Source organism: Streptomyces sp. NPDC087310, from assembly GCF_044744405.1.
Classification (GTDB): Bacteria; Actinomycetota; Actinomycetes; order Streptomycetales; family Streptomycetaceae; genus Streptomyces.
Genome location: NZ_JBIUYF010000003.1, coordinates 867,654 through 885,527 on the forward strand (window position 1 = coordinate 867,654; position 17,874 = coordinate 885,527).

Annotated in this window: 17 protein-coding genes; 14 read left to right on the top strand and 3 right to left on the bottom strand. The window is 72.2% G+C overall.

Features of this window, described 5'->3' with window-relative positions; genetic code table 11:
• Positions 1–28: 28 nt before the first annotated feature.
• Entirely contained in the window at positions 29–1,015 is a 987-nt protein-coding gene (locus ACIO3P_RS14440; RefSeq protein WP_329824106.1) for an ATP-binding protein, read from the bottom strand.
• 102 nt (positions 1,016–1,117) lie between these two features.
• Here ACIO3P_RS14440 and ACIO3P_RS14445 point away from each other — a divergent pair, with 102 nt between their 5' ends.
• Positions 1,118–2,101, top strand: a complete 984-nt coding sequence (locus tag ACIO3P_RS14445) for an oxidoreductase (RefSeq protein WP_401849448.1) — start codon at positions 1,118–1,120, stop codon at positions 2,099–2,101.
• Positions 2,102–2,406: 305 nt separating this feature from the next.
• On the opposite strand, the gene ACIO3P_RS14450 is transcribed toward ACIO3P_RS14445, so the two are convergent.
• Positions 2,407–3,252, bottom strand: coding sequence for an HAD-IB family hydrolase (locus ACIO3P_RS14450; RefSeq protein WP_329824104.1), 846 nt, complete (start codon positions 3,250–3,252; stop codon positions 2,407–2,409).
• Between the two features lie 512 nt (positions 3,253–3,764).
• Between ACIO3P_RS14450 and ssd the strand changes: the two genes are divergently transcribed.
• From ssd to ACIO3P_RS14485, 7 genes are read left to right on the top strand one after another with little or no spacing between them, the layout of a single operon-like run.
• Entirely contained in the window at positions 3,765–4,862 is a 1,098-nt protein-coding gene (gene ssd / locus ACIO3P_RS14455; protein ID WP_401849449.1) for a septum site-determining protein Ssd, read from the top strand.
• Positions 4,859–6,043, top strand: a complete 1,185-nt coding sequence (locus tag ACIO3P_RS14460) for a TadA family conjugal transfer-associated ATPase (protein WP_401849450.1) — start codon at positions 4,859–4,861, stop codon at positions 6,041–6,043. Before ssd ends, ACIO3P_RS14460 begins: the two co-directional genes overlap by 4 nt.
• A gap of 23 nt (positions 6,044–6,066) precedes the next feature.
• Positions 6,067–6,933 (top strand): type II secretion system F family protein, encoded by an 867-nt coding sequence (locus tag ACIO3P_RS14465; protein WP_401849451.1) that lies wholly within the window; start codon positions 6,067–6,069, stop codon positions 6,931–6,933.
• Positions 6,930–7,706, top strand: a complete 777-nt coding sequence (locus ACIO3P_RS14470) for a type II secretion system F family protein (protein WP_401849452.1) — start codon at positions 6,930–6,932, stop codon at positions 7,704–7,706. Before ACIO3P_RS14465 ends, ACIO3P_RS14470 begins: the two co-directional genes overlap by 4 nt.
• A 55-nt stretch (positions 7,707–7,761) precedes the next feature.
• Positions 7,762–7,974, top strand: coding sequence for a DUF4244 domain-containing protein (locus ACIO3P_RS14475; RefSeq protein ID WP_401849453.1), 213 nt, complete (start codon positions 7,762–7,764; stop codon positions 7,972–7,974).
• Entirely contained in the window at positions 7,961–8,389 is a 429-nt protein-coding gene (locus ACIO3P_RS14480) for a TadE family type IV pilus minor pilin (protein ID WP_401849454.1), read from the top strand. Before ACIO3P_RS14475 ends, ACIO3P_RS14480 begins: the two co-directional genes overlap by 14 nt.
• Complete coding sequence (locus tag ACIO3P_RS14485) at positions 8,386–8,799, top strand: Rv3654c family TadE-like protein (protein ID WP_329824097.1); 414 nt, start codon at positions 8,386–8,388, stop codon at positions 8,797–8,799. Before ACIO3P_RS14480 ends, ACIO3P_RS14485 begins: the two co-directional genes overlap by 4 nt.
• On the opposite strand, the gene ACIO3P_RS14490 is transcribed toward ACIO3P_RS14485, so the two are convergent.
• Complete coding sequence (locus ACIO3P_RS14490) at positions 8,687–11,230, bottom strand: DEAD/DEAH box helicase (protein ID WP_401849455.1); 2,544 nt, start codon at positions 11,228–11,230, stop codon at positions 8,687–8,689. The genes ACIO3P_RS14485 and ACIO3P_RS14490 overlap by 113 nt on opposite strands.
• Positions 11,231–11,309: 79 nt before the next feature.
• On the opposite strand from ACIO3P_RS14490, the gene ACIO3P_RS14495 reads away from it, so the two are divergent.
• The 6 genes from ACIO3P_RS14495 (at position 11,310) to ACIO3P_RS14520 (ending at position 17,748) form a co-directional block, all read left to right on the top strand.
• Positions 11,310–11,663 (top strand): STAS domain-containing protein, encoded by a 354-nt coding sequence (locus tag ACIO3P_RS14495; RefSeq protein WP_003967428.1) that lies wholly within the window; start codon positions 11,310–11,312, stop codon positions 11,661–11,663.
• Between the two features lie 102 nt (positions 11,664–11,765).
• The gene (locus tag ACIO3P_RS14500; RefSeq protein ID WP_329824095.1) at positions 11,766–12,218 is read left to right on the top strand and encodes an ATP-binding protein; all 453 of its coding nucleotides are present in this window, start codon (positions 11,766–11,768) and stop codon (positions 12,216–12,218) included.
• 219 nt (positions 12,219–12,437) lie between these two features.
• Entirely contained in the window at positions 12,438–14,849 is a 2,412-nt protein-coding gene (locus ACIO3P_RS14505; RefSeq protein WP_329824094.1) for a sodium-translocating pyrophosphatase, read from the top strand.
• A 310-nt stretch (positions 14,850–15,159) separates the two neighbouring features.
• Positions 15,160–15,753: a small secreted protein gene (locus ACIO3P_RS14510; protein WP_329824093.1), complete on the top strand. Its 594-nt coding sequence runs from the start codon at positions 15,160–15,162 to the stop codon at positions 15,751–15,753.
• A 145-nt stretch (positions 15,754–15,898) separates the two neighbouring features.
• Entirely contained in the window at positions 15,899–17,401 is a 1,503-nt protein-coding gene (locus tag ACIO3P_RS14515; protein ID WP_401849459.1) for a methyltransferase, read from the top strand.
• Between the two features lie 149 nt (positions 17,402–17,550).
• On the top strand, positions 17,551–17,748 hold the full coding sequence (locus ACIO3P_RS14520; RefSeq protein WP_329824091.1) for a hypothetical protein: 198 nt from the start codon (positions 17,551–17,553) through the stop codon (positions 17,746–17,748).
• Positions 17,749–17,874: the final 126 nt, after the last annotated feature.

The following is a 17,874-nucleotide window of genomic DNA, read 5'->3' on the forward strand; positions in this document are numbered from 1 at the left end:
GACCCCGGGACGGCCGTCCTGACTTCCGTCAGGACGGCTGGGGCAGGGCGAGCGCTTCGCTGAGTACGAAGGCGGGGTCGACCTGAGACGCGAGGTCGACGCCCGTCTTCGCGTTGCCCCAGCTCTCGGCGTTCCTGAGGTGGAAATGGACCATCTGCCGTGTGTAGCGCTCCCAGTCGCGCAGCTCGTACGAATCCTCCGCCGTGTCCTGCAGTGTCTGGAGGGCGCAGCGGTTGTCCGCCTCCAGCAACTCGAACCGGGAGGGCCGGCCCTTCTCCATCGCCCGCACCCACTCGGAGTGGCCGACCGTGACGAGCAGGTCCTCGCCCACCTCGTCGCGGAGGAACTCCACGTCGTCCCGGCCCTGGACCTTGTTGCCGACGACCTTCAGCGAGACGCCGAAGTCCCGCGCGTACTCCTTGTACTGGCGGTACACCGACACACCCTTGCGGGTCGGCTCGACCACCAGGAACGTCATGTCGAACCGGGTGAACATCCCGGAGGCGAACGAGTCGGAACCGGCCGTCATGTCGACGACCACGTACTCGTGGGGCCCGTCGACGAGATGGTTCAGGCACAGCTCGACCGCGCCGACCTTCGAGTGGTAGCAGGCCACCCCGAGGTCGGATTCCGAGAACGGGCCGGTGGCCATCAGCCGGATCTCGCCGTCGTCGAGAGCCACGGGGCGGGCGCACGCGTCGTACACCGGGTTGTTCTCGCAGACCCGCAGCAGCCGCGATCCCTCGCCCGGCGGTGTCGTCTTGATCATCGCGTCCACCGAGGGGATCCGCGGGTTGGTGCCCCGCAGATACTCCTTGATCAGTGGGAGATGCGCCCCCATCGCGGGCAGCGTCGCGGCTGTTGTCTCGTCGAGGCCGAGCGCGGCCCCGAGGTGCTGGTTGATATCGGCGTCCACCGCGACGACGGGGGCCTCATTGGCGGTCAGGTGGCGGATGAAGAGCGAGGACAGCGTCGTCTTGCCGCTGCCGCCCTTCCCCACGAAAGCGATCTTCATGTTCACGTAGGGTAGCGGCAATCTCGCTCCTGGTGAGGGGTCCGTGTCGGGAAGACCACTCCAAGGTGGGACGCGGGCGCGGGGCGCGTAGCCTCGCTACTTATGAGTACGACAGCCTCTGACGCCTCCTCCGCGCCACGGCCGGAGGACCCCCTGGCCACACTGGCCGCCCTGCCGGGCGTTCCCGGCGCGGTGGAATCCGTACGCAAGGCCGTCGACCGGGTCTACGGGCACCGTGTGATGCGGCGCCGCGGCAACGCGGTCACGGCCGAGGCGGCCCTGCGGGCGGCGCGGGGGTCCGCCGCGCTGTCCGGGGCGGACTGGGCGCTCGAAGAAGTGCGCCGGCGCAGTGACTTCGGCTCCGACGCCGAGGCCCGTACGGTCGGCGCCGCCCTGCGGCTGAACGCCGAGGCCGGCCAACTGCTCTCCGTCTGGTCGCAGTCGCCGCTCCGGGTGCTGGCCCGGCTGCACCTGGTGGCGGCCGGTGGCGCCGGGGTGTCCGACCGCACCGTGGGACGGCCCCGGCTGGCGGGTGAACCGGTCGTGGAGGCGCCCGGCTCCGGCGCTACGGCCCTGGGCGCCGGAGCGTCTTCGTCCGGAGCGTCTTCGTCCGGAGCGCCGTCGTCCGGAGCGCCGTCGGCCGGAGCGCCGTCGGTCGAGGAGGCGCCTGTCCAGGTGCCGCTGGCCGGGACGCCGCTGCCGGACGCCGACGAGGTGGCCGCACGGCTGGACGGACTGGCTCGGCTGGTGATCGCGACCAGCGCGGCGCCCGCGCTGGTGACCGCGGCGGTGGTGCACGGCGAACTGCTGGCGCTGCGCCCGTTCGGCTCGTACAACGGCCTGGTGGCGCGGGCGGCCGAGCGCGTCGTGCTGATCGGCAGCGGGCTCGACCCCAAGGCGATCTGTCCTGCGGAGGTCGGCCACGCGGAGCTGGGGCGCGCCGCGTACGCGGCTGCCTTCGACGGCTATCTGTCCGGAACCCCGGAGGGCATGGCGGCGTGGATCACGCACTGCGGTCGCGCGGTCGAGCTGGGGGTACGGGAGTCGACGGCCGTCTGCGAGGCGCTCCAGCGGGGCGCGGCCTGAGGCCGGTCCCGGACGAAGTTGCGGCGGTGCCGTAGGGGCACCGCCGCTGGCACGTCCGCCGAGTTACCAAGCGTCCTCGTAATGTTGCCCATCAGGTCGGGTGCTTTGCCCGTGACCTGGTGCGGCTGGCCCGTAATCGACGGGTCGACGTCGCGTGGGTGCTCGGTTTCCATGCTCGGTCCGTGGGGCCTGGTGCGTAAAAAGGTGATCCTCTCGGATGTCCTTGGTCTCGCGGGCCGTTGAGTCCTTTCTACTCCTGTCCGCCAGGATGCGGAACCCCAGGCCCCACTTCTTTACTTTTAGGTTCAAACACGGGCAAAGGGAGTGGACTGCCTGCGGCGGCTGGCGTACCAGACCAGTCCGGCCGTCGCCGCCGCCGCGCCCACCGCTGCCGCCGCGACCAGCGCGGGGCGGGGAGGCATCGAGAACGCGGGCAGCCGCTGCTTCAGCCGGACGGGCCGGTTGAAGACGAGAACCGGCCATTCGCGACCCGCCGCCTCGCGCCGCAGCGCCCGGTCCGGGTTGACGGCGAAGGGGTGGCCGACCGACTCGAGCATCGGCACATCGGTGATGGAATCGCTGTACGCGTAACAGCGGGCCAGGTCGTACCCCTCGGACGCGGCCAGCGCCTTGACCGCCTCCGCCTTGGTCGGCCCGTACGCGTAGTACTCCACCTCGCCGGTGAAGCATCCGTCGGCGCCGACGACCATCCGGGTGGCCACGACCCGGTCGGCGCCCAGCAGTTCGCCGATGGGCTCGACGACCTCCGCGCCCGAGGTGGAGACGATCACCACGTCGCGTCCGGCGGTGTGATGCTCCTCGATGAGGGACGCCGCCTCGTCGTAGATGATCGGGTCGATCAGATCGTGCAGGGTCTCCGCGACGATCTCCTTGACCTGCTGGACGTTCCAGCCTTTGCAGAGCGCGGAAAGGTACTCCCGCATCCGCTCCATCTGGTCGTGATCCGCGCCCCCGGCGAGGAAGACAAACTGTGCGTACGCGGTGCGCAGCACGGCGCGGCGGTTGATCAGGCCGCCTTGGTAGAAGGACTTGCTGAAGGTCAACGTCGAGGACTTCGCAATGACCGTCTTGTCCAGGTCAAAGAAGGCTGCTGTGCGCGGCAAGGAGTGGTTTTCCACGAGGTCGAGCATATGCGCCCACCATTCGGCGTAAGGTGCGGCGCGTGGGTTTGCCTGAGAAGGCTCTCGGGTACACCATGGAAGTCACGGATCGTTCGCGACCGTGCTAACCCGGTCCGGCTCCTCCCCCCCCGAGTCGGCCGTGGGGACGACCCCCGCTCTCCCCCCCGGCGGGGGTCGTCGCATGTCCGGACGCGTTTTTGGCCCTCGTGCCACGGCGTCCCCCTCTCTTTGATCTCTACGCGCGGCGATCTCGCCATCAGCATGCCCGTCACCGTGCGTAGTCGATGCACTCCGCTCCGGAAGTCACCGGTATGAGCTACCGGGATATTCACAACTGGTGAGTTGTCCACAGTTTTCCAGCAAGATCCACACGATTTCTTGTTGTCCTGCACGGTGATTCCGACCGCGAACTTCGCGGAAGCCGGAATCAGGGATACCGGATCAGTGCGAGATCGCGGAGAGAAGCGCTCGCGGATACCGGATCACGTCAGAGATAGGGGGCGGAGATCGTGGCTGGATCCATGACATCCGATCGCTCGCACGGGCCGGGCGGGCACCGGGCCGGACCGCTGATCCTCACCGAGGACGTGGAGTTGCTCGACGACCTGCTGCGCCTGTGCGCGGCGGCCGGCGCCGAGCCGGAGGTGCACCACGCGGTGCCGGAGCGGAAGGGCTCCTGGGAGGACGCGCCGATGGTCCTCGTCGGGGACGACGCGGCGGCCCGCTGCCGGGGCGCCACGCGCAGGCGCGGAGTGATGCTCGTCGGGAAGGACCAGGACGACCCGGGCGTATGGCGGCGGGCGGTGGAGATCGGCGCCGACTGCGTACTGCGGCTGCCCGACGCGGAGAGTTGGCTGGTCGACCGCATCGCGGACGCCGTCGAGGGCGTGGGCCGTCCCGCGCTGACCGTGGGAGTGATCGGCGGCCGGGGCGGCGCCGGGGCCTCGACTCTCGCCTGCGCCCTGGCCGTTACGGCGGCGCGCGCCGGCCGGCGCACGATGCTCGTCGACGGCGATCCGCTCGGCGGGGGGCTCGATGTGCTGCTCGGCGGCGAACAGGCCGAGGGCCGGAGGTGGCCGGATTTCGCGGCTTCCAAAGGGAGGGTGGCGGGCGGCGCCCTGGAGGAGTCGCTGCCGTTCCTGCATGAGCTGCGGGTGCTCAGTTGGGATCGTGGGGATTCCGTGGTGGTCCGGCCGGAGGCCATGAGATCGGTGCTCGCGGCCGCCCGCAGGCGTGGCGGTGTGGTCGTCGTGGACCTTCCGCGCCGCGTGGACGAGGCCATGGCCGAGGCGCTCGCCCAGGTGGACCTGGGGCTGCTGGTGGTCCCGGCCGAGCTGCGGGCCGTCGCGGCGGCCGGACGGGTGGCCTCGACGGTGGGCATGGTCCTTCACGATCTGCGCGCGGTGGTCCGCGGCCCGTACGCCGCCGGTCTCGACGAGCAGTGGATCGCCGACGCGCTCCGCCTCCCACTGGTGGGCGAACTTCCTCTGGAACCAGGACTGTCGGAGGCCCAGGAGAGCGGAGCGCCGCCGGGATCCCGGGTGCGCGGCCCGCTCGCGGCCTTCTGCGCGGCTTTCTGGGACCAGGCCCTCGCCGGGGACGGGAGCGTGACGGCATGACGGTCACGACGCCTCTGACGTCCAGGCCCGCCTCCACGGCCGGCGGACTGCTGGACGCCGTACGGCAGCGGCTCGCGGAGAGCGGGGCCGAGCCGACACCGGCCAGGGTGGCCGCCGCCCTGCGGGCGCAGGGGCGGCTGCTGGGCGACTCGGAAGTGCTCGGAGCCGCCGAGGAGTTACGGTGCGAGCTGGTGGGCACGGGTCCGCTGGAGCCGCTGCTCGCCGACCCGTCCGTGACAGATGTGCTGGTCTCCGCACCGGACCGGGTCTGGGTGGACCGGGGAGGGGGTCTCGAACGCACGGCGGTGTCGTTCGCGGACGCGGCTTCCGTACGGAGGCTCGCGCAGCGGCTCGCCGCCGCGGCCGGCCGCAGACTCGACGATGCCAGGCCCTGGGTCGACGCACGGCTGCCCGGCGGGACACGGATGCACGCGGTGCTGCCACCGGTCGCCGTCGGCTCGACCTGTCTGTCGCTGCGGGTGGTGCGCCCCAAGGCGTTCTCGCTCGCGGAGCTGACCGCGGCAGGGACGGTCCCGCCGGGCGGCGAGCGGCTGCTCCGCGCGCTGATGGACGCCCGGCTCTCGTTCCTGATCAGTGGCGGTACGGGCACGGGGAAGACGACGCTCCTGTCCACCCTGCTCGGCCTGGTCGGGCCGCGCGAGCGGATCGTACTGGCCGAGGACTCCGCGGAGTTGAGGCCCGACCATCCGCATGTGGTGCGGCTGGAGGGCCGCCCGGCGAACCAGGAGGGCGCCGGCCTGGTGACCCTGCGGGATCTGGTCCGGCAGGCGCTGCGGATGCGGCCGGACCGGCTGGTCGTCGGTGAGGTCCGCGGCCCCGAGGTCACGGAATTGCTGGCCGCGCTGAACACGGGACATGAGGGCGGCGGCACGGTGCACGCCAATACGGCGGCGGACGTGCCCGCGCGACTGGAAGCCCTCGGGACGGCGGCGGGGCTGGACCGGACCGCGCTGCACAGCCAGTTGGCGGCGGCGCTGTCCGTCGTGATCCATCTCGTACGGGACCGTGACGGGCGCCGGAGACTCGCCGAGGTGCATGTGCTGGAGCGGGACGGTTCCGGGCTCGTGGTGCCGGTGCCCGCGCTGCGCTGGGGCGTTGACGCCTTCGCGTACGAGCGGGGCTGGCCGCGGCTGCGGACGCTGCTCGGGGGTGCGCTGTGACGGCGTCCATGAGAGCGGTGTCCATGACGGCCGTCGCGTGTACGGCGGTGCCGTGCGCGGTGGCCGCCGTAAGGCTGGCGGTCCGCCAGGAGAAGGGGCTGCGCCGGGCCGGGCTGCTGCTGGCGCCCGACGGCACGCCCCGGGGGCCGGCGCCCGGGGAGCCACCGTGGGAGCGCCTGCTGCCGAGGGCCCGTGAGCGGGTGCGTGGGCTGCCCCGGGAGTGGCTGTGCGTGCCTCCCGCGGCGCTGCTCGCCCTGCTGGGCGAGTCGGTGCTGCCGCTGCTCGGAGGCGCGCTGGCGGTGCCGCTGGTGAGGCGACGGCTGCGGGCCGTAGAGCAGCGCAAGGAGCGGGAGCGGCGGGCCGACGGGATCCTGGTGCTCTGCGGTGCGGCCGCCGGCGAGCTGCGGGCGGGTCTCCAGCCCGTACAGGCCCTGCTGAGCGCGGCGGCCTTCACCGGCGGGCTGGGTGACGCCGAGCCCGCCGTACTGGCCGCCGCGCGCTTCGGCGGTGATGTGCCGGACGCGTTGCGGCGGGCGGCGCGCGAGCCGGGGGCCGAGGGCCTGGTGGGGCTCGCGGCGTGCTGGCGGGTGGCCGTGGACGGCGGTGCGGGACTGGCCGCCGGGCTGGACCGGCTGGAGGCGGCCCTCCGGGCGGAGAGGGACCAGCGGGAGGGGCTGCGCGCGCAGTTGGCGGGCGCCTGTTCGACGGTTGTGGTGCTCGCGCTGCTGCCGGTCGTGGGGCTGGCGATGGGCTGGGCGCTGGGCGCTGACCCCCTGCGTGTGCTGCTGCACACCCCGGCCGGTCTGGGGTGTCTGGCGGTGGGCGGCCTGCTGGAGGCGGTGGGGCTGTGGTGGGCGGCTCGGATCGTACGGACCGGGGAGGCGCCATGAGCGCCGCCTTCGTCCACGGGCTGTGGACGGCCGTCGCGGTGCCGGCCGCCGTCGGGTGCCTGGCTTTCGCCGTAGCGGCCGGGCGGCGTGAACGGCGGGTGCGCGGGCGGCTGGCGGTGCTCCAGGGCACCGGGCACGGACCGCGGCCTGTCCGGGCGCGTCCGTGGCGGACGGAACGGGCCGGGCGCTGGGGACCGCCGATCGGCGTGGTGATCATCGGCTGGGCCCTGATCGGTGGGGCGACGGGAGTGGCGGTCGGGCTGGCCGGGGCGTACGGGGTCCGGAGATGGCTGCGTACCCACCGGCCGGACGACCGGTCCCTGGCCGACGCGACGGCGGGACAGCTTCCGCTCGCGGCCGACCTGCTGGCCGCCTGCGTCGCGGCCGGGGCCGGTCCGCGCGAGGCCGCCGAGGCCGTCGGGGAGTCGCTGGGCGGTCCCGTCGGGGACCGGCTGGCGCGTACGGCGGCCGAGATCCGGCTCGGCGGTGAACCGGCCGAGGCGTGGGGGAGGTTCGGCGCGATACCGGGCGCCGCCGGGCTGGCCCGCTGTCTGGAGCGGGCGGGCGCCACCGGAGCACCGGCGGCGGAGCCGGTGTCCCGGCTGGCCGACGGCTTCCGGGCGGCCCGCTCCCGGGACGCGGTGGCCCGGGCCCAGCGTGCCCAGGTGCTGATCACCGCGCCGGTGGGGCTGTGCTTCCTGCCCGCCTTCCTGGCGGTGGGGGTGGCCCCGGTGGTCATCGGCCTGGCGAGCGGGCTGCTGAGCGGCAACTGATCTTTTCCGTCAACGAATTCCGACAATGCGTCACGGGGAACACGGGGAGAGTCATATGTGGACACGATGGACACGGCGAGCGGACAGGCTGCGCCGGACCTGGCTGCGGCGGGCACGGGCCGACACGGGGATGACGACGTCCGAGTACGCGGTGGGGACGATCGCCGCCTGCGCCTTCGCGGCGGTGCTCTACCGGGTGGTCACGAGCGGGGCCGTCTCGGGCACGCTGCAGGGGCTGATCGGCCGGGCGCTCGATGCGCAGTTCTGAACCGGTCCGTACGGAGCGGGGCCCGGTGACGGCGGACCGGGGCTCGGTGACGGCGGAGGCGGCCGTGGCGGTGCCCGCGCTGGTGGTCTTCGCCTTGTCGCTGGTCTGGGGGCTGACGGCGGCCGCCGCGCAGATCCAGTGCGTGGACGCCGCCAGAGCGGGGGTGCGGGCGGCGGCCAGGTCCGAGCCCCGGGCCGTGGCGCTGGCCGCCGCCCGGTCGGCCGCCCCGAAGGGCGCCCGGGTCACCCTGGGCCGTACGGGCGATCTGTGGCGGGTCCGGGTGGAGGCACCGACGCCAGGACCCGGCGCGCTGGCTCTGACGCTCACCTCCGAGGCCGTCGCGTCGGCGGAGGATGCCCAGGACGGGCCTGGAGGGGCCCCAGGGGGCCCGGGACCGGTGGAGGTGACTCCATGAGCCGGGACCGTGGTGCGGCGACGGTGTGGGCGGCCATGGCGGCGACCACGATGTGCGTGGTCTTCGCGGCGGTGCTCGCCCTGGGCCAGGCGGTCGTCGCGAGCCACCGTGCCGGGGCCGCCGCCGACCTGGCGGCTCTCGCCGCGGCCGACCGCGCGCCGAGCGGTCCGGCCGTCGCCTGCCGCCGGGCGGCCGACGTGGCGGCGGCGCAGGGCGCGCGGGTGGTGCGGTGCGTGCTGAGCGGGGAGATCGCGGAGGTGACGGCCGTGGCGCGCCTCGGTCCGTACGCGCCCACGGTCAGGGCGCGGGCCGGTCCGCCCCGATCGGCGTACCCGCCGGACCCGCTGCCTCCACCGGATCCGCCGTACCCGGATCCGCCGGGTCCGGCTGATCCGCCGGCGCCGCCCTGAGGAGTTCGGTCAGCAGCCGTACGGCGCCCCGTTTGTGCAGCGGGTCGTTGCCGTTGCCGCATTTGGGCGACTGGATGCAGGACGGGCAGCCCGCCTCGCACTCGCACGAGGCGATGGCCTCACGCGTGGCGGTGAGCCACGCGTGGGCCGTGCGGAAGGCGCGCTCCGCGAATCCCGCGCCGCCGGGATGGCCGTCGTACACGAAGACGGTCGGCAGCAGGGTGTCCGGGTGCAGCGGTACGGAGACACCGCCGATGTCACGGCGGTCACAGGTCGCGAAGAGCGGCAGCATGCCGATGGAGGCGTGTTCGGCGGCGTGCAGCGCGCCGCCGAGCTGCTCGGGGTTGATCCGGGCCGCGTCGAGCTGGTCCTCGGTGACCGTCCACCACACGGCCCGGGTGCGCAGGGTCCGTGGTGGCAGATCGAGCTTGCTCTCGCCGAGCACTTCGCCGGTGATGAGCCGGCGGCGCAGGAAGGAGACGACCTGGTTGGTGACTTCGACGGAGCCGTAGCACAGGCGTCCGGTGCCCCAGGGGATCTCGGTGTCGGTTTCGAGGACGGAGATGGCGGTGGTGTCGCGGGCGGTGGTGGAGTACGGCGGGTTGGCCTCCTCGACCAGGGCGACCGACTCCGACAGGTCGAGCTGTTTCACCAGGTAGGTGCGGCCCTGGTGGAGGTGGACGGCGCCGTCGTGGACAGCGGTGTGGCTGGCCGCCTCGTCGACGGTGCCGAGCAGCCGCCCGGTCGAGCCTTCGACGATCTGGACGGGACGGCCGCCCTCGCCCCGGATGTCGGCGAGATCGGCGGCCCGCTCGCGGCGGGTCCAGTACCAGCCGGAGGCGCGGCGGCGCAGCAGCCCCGCGGACTCCAGTTGCGGCAGCAGGGCGGGCGCGGCCGGGCCGAAGAGCGTCAGGTCCTCCTCGGTGAGGGGGAGTTCGGCGGCGGCGGCGCAGAGATGGGGGGCGAGGACGTACGGATTGTCCGGATCGAGGACGGTGGACTCCACCGGCTGCTGGAACAGCGCCTCGGGGTGGTGGACCAGGAAGGTGTCCAGCGGGTCGTCCCGGGCGACGAGAACGGCCAGCGCGCCCTGTCCCGACCTGCCCGCCCGGCCCGCCTGCTGCCAGAGCGAGGCCCGGGTGCCCGGGTAGCCGGAGATCACGACGGCGTCCAGGCCGGAGACGTCGATGCCCAGCTCCAGGGCGGTGGTGGCGGCGAGGCCGAGGAGCTCGCCGGAGTGCAGGGCGTTCTCCAGCGCGCGGCGCTCCTCAGGGAGGTAGCCGCCCCGGTAGGCGGCGACCCGGCGGGTCAGTGAGCGGTCCACCTCGGCGAGGCGTTCCTGGGCGATGACGGAGATCAGTTCGGCGCCGCGCCGGGAGCGTACGAAGGCGACCGTGCGGACGCCCTGGAGGGTCAGATCGGTGAGGAGGTCGGCGGTCTCGGCGGTGGCGGTACGGCGTACGGGCGCGCCCCGCTCGCCGTGGAGCTCCGTGAGCGGGGGCTCCCACAGGGCGAAGACCATTTCGCCCCGGGGTGAGGCGTCGTCGGCGACCTCGTGCACGGGCAGACCGGTGAGCCGGCCCGCGGCCTGGGCGGGCTCGGCGGCGGTGGCCGAGGCGAGCAGGAAGACCGGGTTCGCGCCGTAGCGGGCGCAGACGCGGCGCAGTCGGCGCAGCACTTGGGCCACGTGGGAGCCGAAGACGCCGCGGTAGGTGTGGCACTCGTCGATGACGACATAGCGCAGCGAGCGCAGGAAGGAGGCCCAGCGGGGGTGGGACGGGAGGATGCCCCGGTGCAGCATGTCCGGATTGGTCAGCACGTAGTTCGCGTACTGCCGGACCCATTCGCGCTCCTCCACCGGGGTGTCGCCGTCGTAGACGGCGGGGCGCACGCTGTTGCCGAGCGGGGCCGCGAGGGCCTTCACGGCGCGCCTCTGGTCGGCGGCGAGGGCCTTCGTCGGGGCGAGGTAGAGCGCCGTGGTGCCCCGGCCGTTGGGCGCCTCGGAGCCGTCGAGGAGCGTGGTCAGCACGGGGGCGAGGTAGGCGAGCGACTTGCCGGAGGCCGTTCCGGTGGCGATCACGACGGACTCGCCGTCCAGGGCGTGCTCGGCGGCCTGGGCCTGGTGCGTCCACGGATGGTCGATGCCCGCCTGCTGAATGGCGTTGATCACTTCCCCGCGGATGCGATCGGGCCAGACGGCATGACGCCCCTCACGTGGGGGCAGGTGCTCCGTATGGGTGATGCGCGCAGCACGGCCCGCCCCTGCGGCGAGCCGGTCGAGGACCATACCGGGAGAGGGGCGTTCGCCCCCGCTCTGCGGGGGTCCACTGGGGCGATGTTTCCTGGCCATCGGCACCGAGTGTGTCACTGGCATGACGGACAATGGGCCCAAGGCGTCGTGCATGACTGCCGGTAAGTGATTGAATGCCATCGCGGCTGGCGATACGTCCCCTGGCTCCGTCGGGGAGACCCGAGGGGCGACCGCTCGATAGCAAGGTGCTGGAGGATCCGTGGACCTGTCCCTGTCGACTCGCAATGTGTCCGGCCCTGGTGGCGACCGTACGGTCGTCGAGGTCGGTGGCGAGATTGATGTGTATACCGCGCCCAAGCTGCGCGAGCAGTTGGTCGAGTTGGTGAACGACGGCAGCTACCACCTGGTTGTCGACATGGAGGGCGTGGACTTCCTGGACTCGACCGGTCTCGGCGTGCTCGTGGGCGGACTGAAGCGTGTGCGTGCCCATGAGGGCTCGCTGCGCCTGGTCTGCAACCAGGAGCGCATTCTCAAGATCTTCCGGATCACCGGTCTGACCAAGGTGTTCCCCATCCACACCACGGTCGACGAGGCCGTGGCGGCCACCGACTGAGGTCGGACGCCGCTTTCCGGAGGAGTGGGCAGAGGCACCGGGCGTCGCGCCCGGATGCCCGCGCCCGTGAGTTTGCACGCCCGTACGTTCGAGGGGGATCGCATGGCCACCGTTGAACTCCGCTTCAGCGCCCAGCCCGAACATGTCAGAACGGCCCGTCTGGTGGCGGCTGCCGTGGCTCGCCGGGCAGGCGTCGACGAAGCTGTGTTGGACGAGGTCAGACTCGCGGTCGGTGAGGCATGCAGCCGTGCGGTCGGGCTGCACCGCAGTCATGGCATCACCGATCCGGTGCGCGTCGTGCTCACCGAGGAGGAGAAGGTTTTCTCCATCGAGGTCGGCGACGGGGTGTCCGGTACGGGCAGCGCCGGTGCCGGGGCCTCGGAGGCGGGCGAGGGCGCGTCCTCGGGCGACTACGAGGGTGATGCCGAGGGCGAGGACGAGATGGGCCTCGCGGTCATCAGCGGCCTCGTCGACGACGTCGAGGTAACTTCGGGCGACGACGGCGGCGTCATCCGGATGAGCTGGCCCACGACACCACCTGTCGCGACGTCCTGATCATTCTGTCGGCCGACCCCTTCCGGCCGTCCCGAGAAAGGCCCTGCTGAGCAGGGCCTTTCTTATTTCCACCCGGCTTCGTAAACGCTTTTATCCCATTACTCGTTTCCCGGGTGATTCCTTATGTCAAGGTCAATTACGCTGTGGCGCGCTCTGTTTTGATCAGGTTCCGCTCCCTACAATCCGTCCATCTTGAACGCTGAGCGTCAAGGAGGACGAATGGCGGGACACTTCCAACCACAACTGTCCGAGCACCCCACTTCTCTCGCGGCCGCGATACTCACGGACGGCAATCGGCTGATCGTGATCGTCATCGCGGTCGTCGCGCTGGCCGCACTGTTCGTCGCCCAGTTGCTGGTGCGTCAGGTCCTGGCGGCCGGTGAGGGCACCGATTCCATGAAGGAGATCGCGGCCGCTGTACAGGAAGGCGCGAATGCCTATCTGGCCAGGCAGTTGCGCACCCTCGGCGTTTTCGCCGCGGTGGTTTTCTTTCTGCTCCTGGTGCTGCCGGCCGACAACTGGTCGCAGCGTGCGGGACGTTCGCTGTTCTTCCTGGTGGGTGCGGGATTCTCGGCGGCCACCGGTTACATCGGCATGCGTCTCGCCGTACGCAGCAATGTGCGGGTGGCGGCCGCGGCGCGTGAGGCGACTCCGGCGGAGGGTGAACCGGAAAAGGATCTGACGGCCGTCTCGCACAAAGCCATGAAGATCGCATTCCGCACCGGCGGCGTGGTCGGCATGTTCACGGTGGGGCTCGGGCTGCTCGGCGCCTCCTGCGTGGTCCTCGTCTACGCGGCCGACGCCCCCAAGGTCCTGGAGGGCTTCGGCCTCGGCGCCGCGCTGATCGCCATGTTCATGAGGGTCGGCGGCGGCATCTTCACCAAGGCCGCCGATGTCGGCGCCGACCTGGTCGGCAAGGTCGAGAAGGGCATCCCCGAGGACGATCCGCGCAACGCCGCCACCATCGCCGACAACGTGGGCGACAACGTCGGCGACTGCGCGGGCATGGCCGCCGACCTCTTCGAGTCGTACGCCGTGACGCTCGTCGCCGCGCTGATCCTCGGCAAGGCGGCCTTCGGGGACTTCGGCCTCGCCTTCCCGCTGATCGTCCCCGCGATCGGCGTGGTGACCGCGATGATCGGCATCTTCGCGGTCGCCCCGCGCCGTGCCGACCGCAGCGGCATGAGCGCCATCAACCGCGGCTTCTTCATCTCCGCGGTGATCTCGCTCGCCCTCGTGGCCGTGGCGGTCTTCGTCTACCTGCCGTCCTCGTACGCGGAGCTGGACGGTGTCACCGACCGGTCGATCCTCACGCACGGCGGCGACCCGAGGGTCCTGGCCCTGGTCGCGGTCGCCATCGGGATCGTCCTCGCGGCCCTGATCCAGCAGCTCACCGGCTACTTCACCGAGACCACCCGGCGCCCGGTCAAGGACATCGGCAAGTCCGCCCTGACCGGCCCCGCCACGGTCGTGCTCGCGGGCATCGCCATCGGCCTGGAGTCCGCCGTCTACACGGCGCTGCTGATCGGTCTCGCGGTGTACGGGGCGTTCCTGCTCGGCGGTACGTCGATCATGCTCGCCCTCTTCGCGGTGGCCCTGGCCGGCACCGGGCTGCTCACCACCGTCGGCGTCATCGTCGCCATGGACACCTTCGGGCCGGTCTCCGACAACGCCCAGGGCATCGCCGAGATGTCCGGCGACGTGACGGGCGCGGGCGCCCAGGTGCTCACCGACCTCGACGCCGTCGGCAACACCACCAAGGCGATCACGAAGGGCATCGCCATCGCCACGGCCGTACTCGCCGCGGCGGCGCTCTTCGGCTCCTACCGGGACGCCATCGCGACGGCCGTCGCGGACGTCGGGGCCAGAGCCGGCGAACTGACGCTCAGCCTGGACATCTCCCAGCCCAACAACCTGGTCGGGCTGATCCTCGGCGCCGCGGTCGTCTTCCTCTTCTCCGGGCTGGCGATCAACGCGGTGTCCCGGTCGGCCGGCTCGGTGGTCTACGAGGTGCGGCGGCAGTTCCGCGAGCACCCCGGGATCATGGACTACACGGAGAAGCCGGAGTACGGGCGCGTCGTCGACATCTGCACCAAGGACGCGCTGCGCGAGCTGGCCACACCCGGGCTGCTCGCGGTGCTCACCCCGATCGCCGTGGGCTTCTCGCTCGGCGTCGGGGCGCTCGGATCGTTCCTGGCCGGCGCGATCGGCACCGGCACCCTGATGGCCGTCTTCCTCGCCAACTCCGGCGGCGCCTGGGACAACGCGAAGAAGCTGGTCGAGGACGGCCACCACGGCGGCAAGGGCAGCGAGGCGCACGCCGCGACGGTCATCGGCGACACCGTGGGCGACCCGTTCAAGGACACGGCGGGGCCCGCCATCAACCCGCTGCTGAAGGTGATGAACCTGGTCGCGCTGCTGATCGCCCCGGCGGTCGTGCAGTTCAGTTACGGGGCCGACGCCAGCGCGGGGGTCCGCACGCTGGTCGCGGTGCTCGCCCTGGCCGTCATCGTGGGCGCGGTCTACGTCTCCAAGCGGCGCTCGGTCACCGTGGACGACGCGGGCGGGGACGGCGGGGAAGGCAGCGGCGGCGGCAGCGAGAAGTCGCCCGATCCGGTGGCGGCCTCATGACAGCCGGTCCTCCGCCGATCATCCACCGATCATCGAACGGCCGCTTCTTCTCACTTCCCGTCGCCTAGCTGATCGGAGCCGGTCAAGAAACGTACGGACGGCGCGGATTGACGCGCCGTCCGTACGCGGCCGGGCCCAGGCCGACACGCGGGGCGAGGTACGGGCCGTCCCGCCGCGGGCCGGGTGCGTGAGGTGTCTCTCCCTTGGTGCAAATGGCTGCAATAGCCTACGTACCGGACGTACGGCGCGTGGCTGCCGCCCCGTCGGCGTGTATGTTCCGGGGCCGAGAGCCTTGGAAGGGACCCATCCGGTGAACAAGAAGCTTGTGGCCGCGCTGTCCGGCGGTGCGGTACTGCTCATGGCGCTGTCCGGTTGCAGTGGCGAGGACAACGACAGCAAGGTGAACGACTGGGCCAAGAAGGTCTGCGACCAGGTCCAGCCACAGCTAAAGAAGATCGCGGACGCCAACACGTCCATCCAGCAGGCGACCTCGGACAGCAGCAAGCCCGCTGACGTCCAGACGACGGACTCCGCCGCCTTCCAGTCCATCTCCCAGGCGTACAAGTCGCTGGGTGCCGCCGTGAACAGCGCGGGCGCCCCGCCCGTCACCGACGGCGAGAAGACCCAGCAGGAGGCCGTCAAGGAGCTCAACTCCACCGCGACGTCCTACGGGGGCCTCAAGACCAAGGTCGACGAGCTGGACACCAAGGACCAGGCGAAGTTCGCCGACGGCCTCAAGGGCGTCGCCGACGAACTGGCCACCCTCAGCAAGAGCGGTGACAAGGCGCTCCAGAAGCTCCAGTCCGGCGATGTCGGCAAGGCGATGGCGAAGCAGCCCGGCTGCCAGAAGCCCACGGCCGGCGGCGCGACCGCCTCTCCCACCACGGCGGGCAGCCAGTCCTGACCGGCGCGGCGGTGTCCGCCCGCGGTCCACGGGCCGCGGGGCGCGGCTCGCGCTCTCGAACGCGGCACACGCGGCCCGGCCCGGACCCACGCGTCCAGGGGCCGGGCCGCAGGCCGTTGTCAGTGGGAGACGCCACAATGGGCGGGTGAGTACGACCAGCCTTCCCGCGCCCGACCACTCGCCCCGACTCCGTGCGGCCCTGCTCGCCGCCGACTTCACCGCCGACGGCCTCCTGGAGCTGCTCGGCGCCCCCGCCTACGCCGCCCTGGCCCGCAGCGAGACCGTGCCCGCCCTGCGCGCCACCCGCGGCGACACGCCGCTCGAAACCCTCGTCCGGCTCTTCCTGCTCCAGCGCCCCGTCCCCCGGGAGCGCGCGGAAGCCGCGCTTCCGCTGGAGGCCGCCCTGAAGGACGGCTGGGTCGTACAGGACGGCGAGCTGATCGCCGCCGCCGTGGACGTACGGCCGTACGGCGGACCCGAGGGGCAGGACTGGTTCATCGTCTCCGACCTGGGCTGCTCCGTCGGCGGTGCCTCCGGGGCGAGCGGCCACGGAGAGGGCGTGGTGCTCGGCGTCGGCGGCGCCTCGACGACCCTGGCCGGACTCACGGTCCGTACGCCTGTGGGCAGCGCGCTGGACGTGGGCACGGGCTCCGGCATCCAGGCGCTGCACGCCGCTCAGCACGCCACCCGCGTCACCGCCACCGATCTCAACCCGCGGGCGCTCGGCTTCACCCGCCTGACACTGGCGCTCTCCGGCGCGCCCGCCGCCGAACTGCGCGAGGGCTCGCTCTTCGAACCGGTCGGGGACGAGACGTACGACCTGATCGTCTCCAACCCGCCGTTCGTGATCTCGCCCGGCGCCCGGCTGACCTACCGGGACGGCGGGATGGGCGGGGACGATCTGTGCCGCACCCTCGTTCAGCAGACGGGGGACCGGCTGAACGAGGGGGGATACGCGCACTTCCTCGCCAACTGGCAGCACGTGGAGGGAGAGGAATGGCAGGAGCGGCTGCGCTCCTGGGTGCCGCGAGGCTGCGACGCCTGGATCGTGCAGCGCGAGGTCCAGGACGTGACGCAGTACGCCGAGCTGTGGCTGCGCGACAGCGGCGACCACCGCAGCGATCCGCAGGCGTACGCGGCGCGTTACGACGCCTGGCTGGACGAGTTCGAGGCCCGTGGGACGAAGGCCGTCGGTTTCGGCTGGATCTCGCTCAGGAAGTCGGGCGCCGCACAGCCGTCGATCGTCGTGGAGGAGTGGCCGCACTCGGTGGAGCAGCCGCTCGGCGAGAGCGTACGGGCCCACTTCGAGCGCCAGGACTACCTGCGGGCGCGCGACGACGCCGCGCTGCTCGCCGACCACTTCGTCCTCGCGGCCGAGGTCGTCCAGGAGCAGGTCGGGCTGCCGGGGGCCGAGGACCCCGAGCATGTGGTGCTCCGGCAGAACCGCGGAATGCGCCGGGCCACCAAGGTCGACACGGTCGGCGCCGGGTTCGCGGGGGTCTGCGACGGCTCCCTGAGCGCCGGGCGGATCCTGGACGCGATCGCCCAGCTCATGGGGGAGGATCCGGTCCTGCTCCGGGACCGGACCCCGCAGTCGATCCGGCTGCTGGTGGAGGAGGGCTTCATCGAACCGGCCTCGCGGGGATGAGCCCTCCCGGGCCAGGGTGAGCAGCCCGGAAGGGCACGACGTACCGCGTTCACCCGGAGTTCGCGCCCGGTACGTCCCGGGCTGCCAGCATCCGCCTACTGGATTCCCGGCGCCACGGAACAGGCGCCACGGAGCAACGGGGGGCGGGCATGGAGAGCGAGCCGGCGATCTTCGCGGGAGTGGTGTTCACGCTGTTCGGGGCCGGGCTGCTGCTGTGGACGGGCGCTCGTGTCCTGCACCGGGCGCCGGTCGCGCACGGCGTCCGGCCTGCGGCGTCCATCACGCTCGCGACACTCTCGGGCGTGGTCTTTCTCGCTCTCGGCGTGTGGTGCTTCGGTCGTATCTGATCCAAGCGTTCCACCACCTTGCCGTGACCGCCGGGCCGTGATCGTCCGGGCCCGCCGTGCTCCGCCGCCGTCCCCCGGACCTGCCGCGGAAGCGTGCCGGACCTGCGCCGGGACCTGGGCGGGACC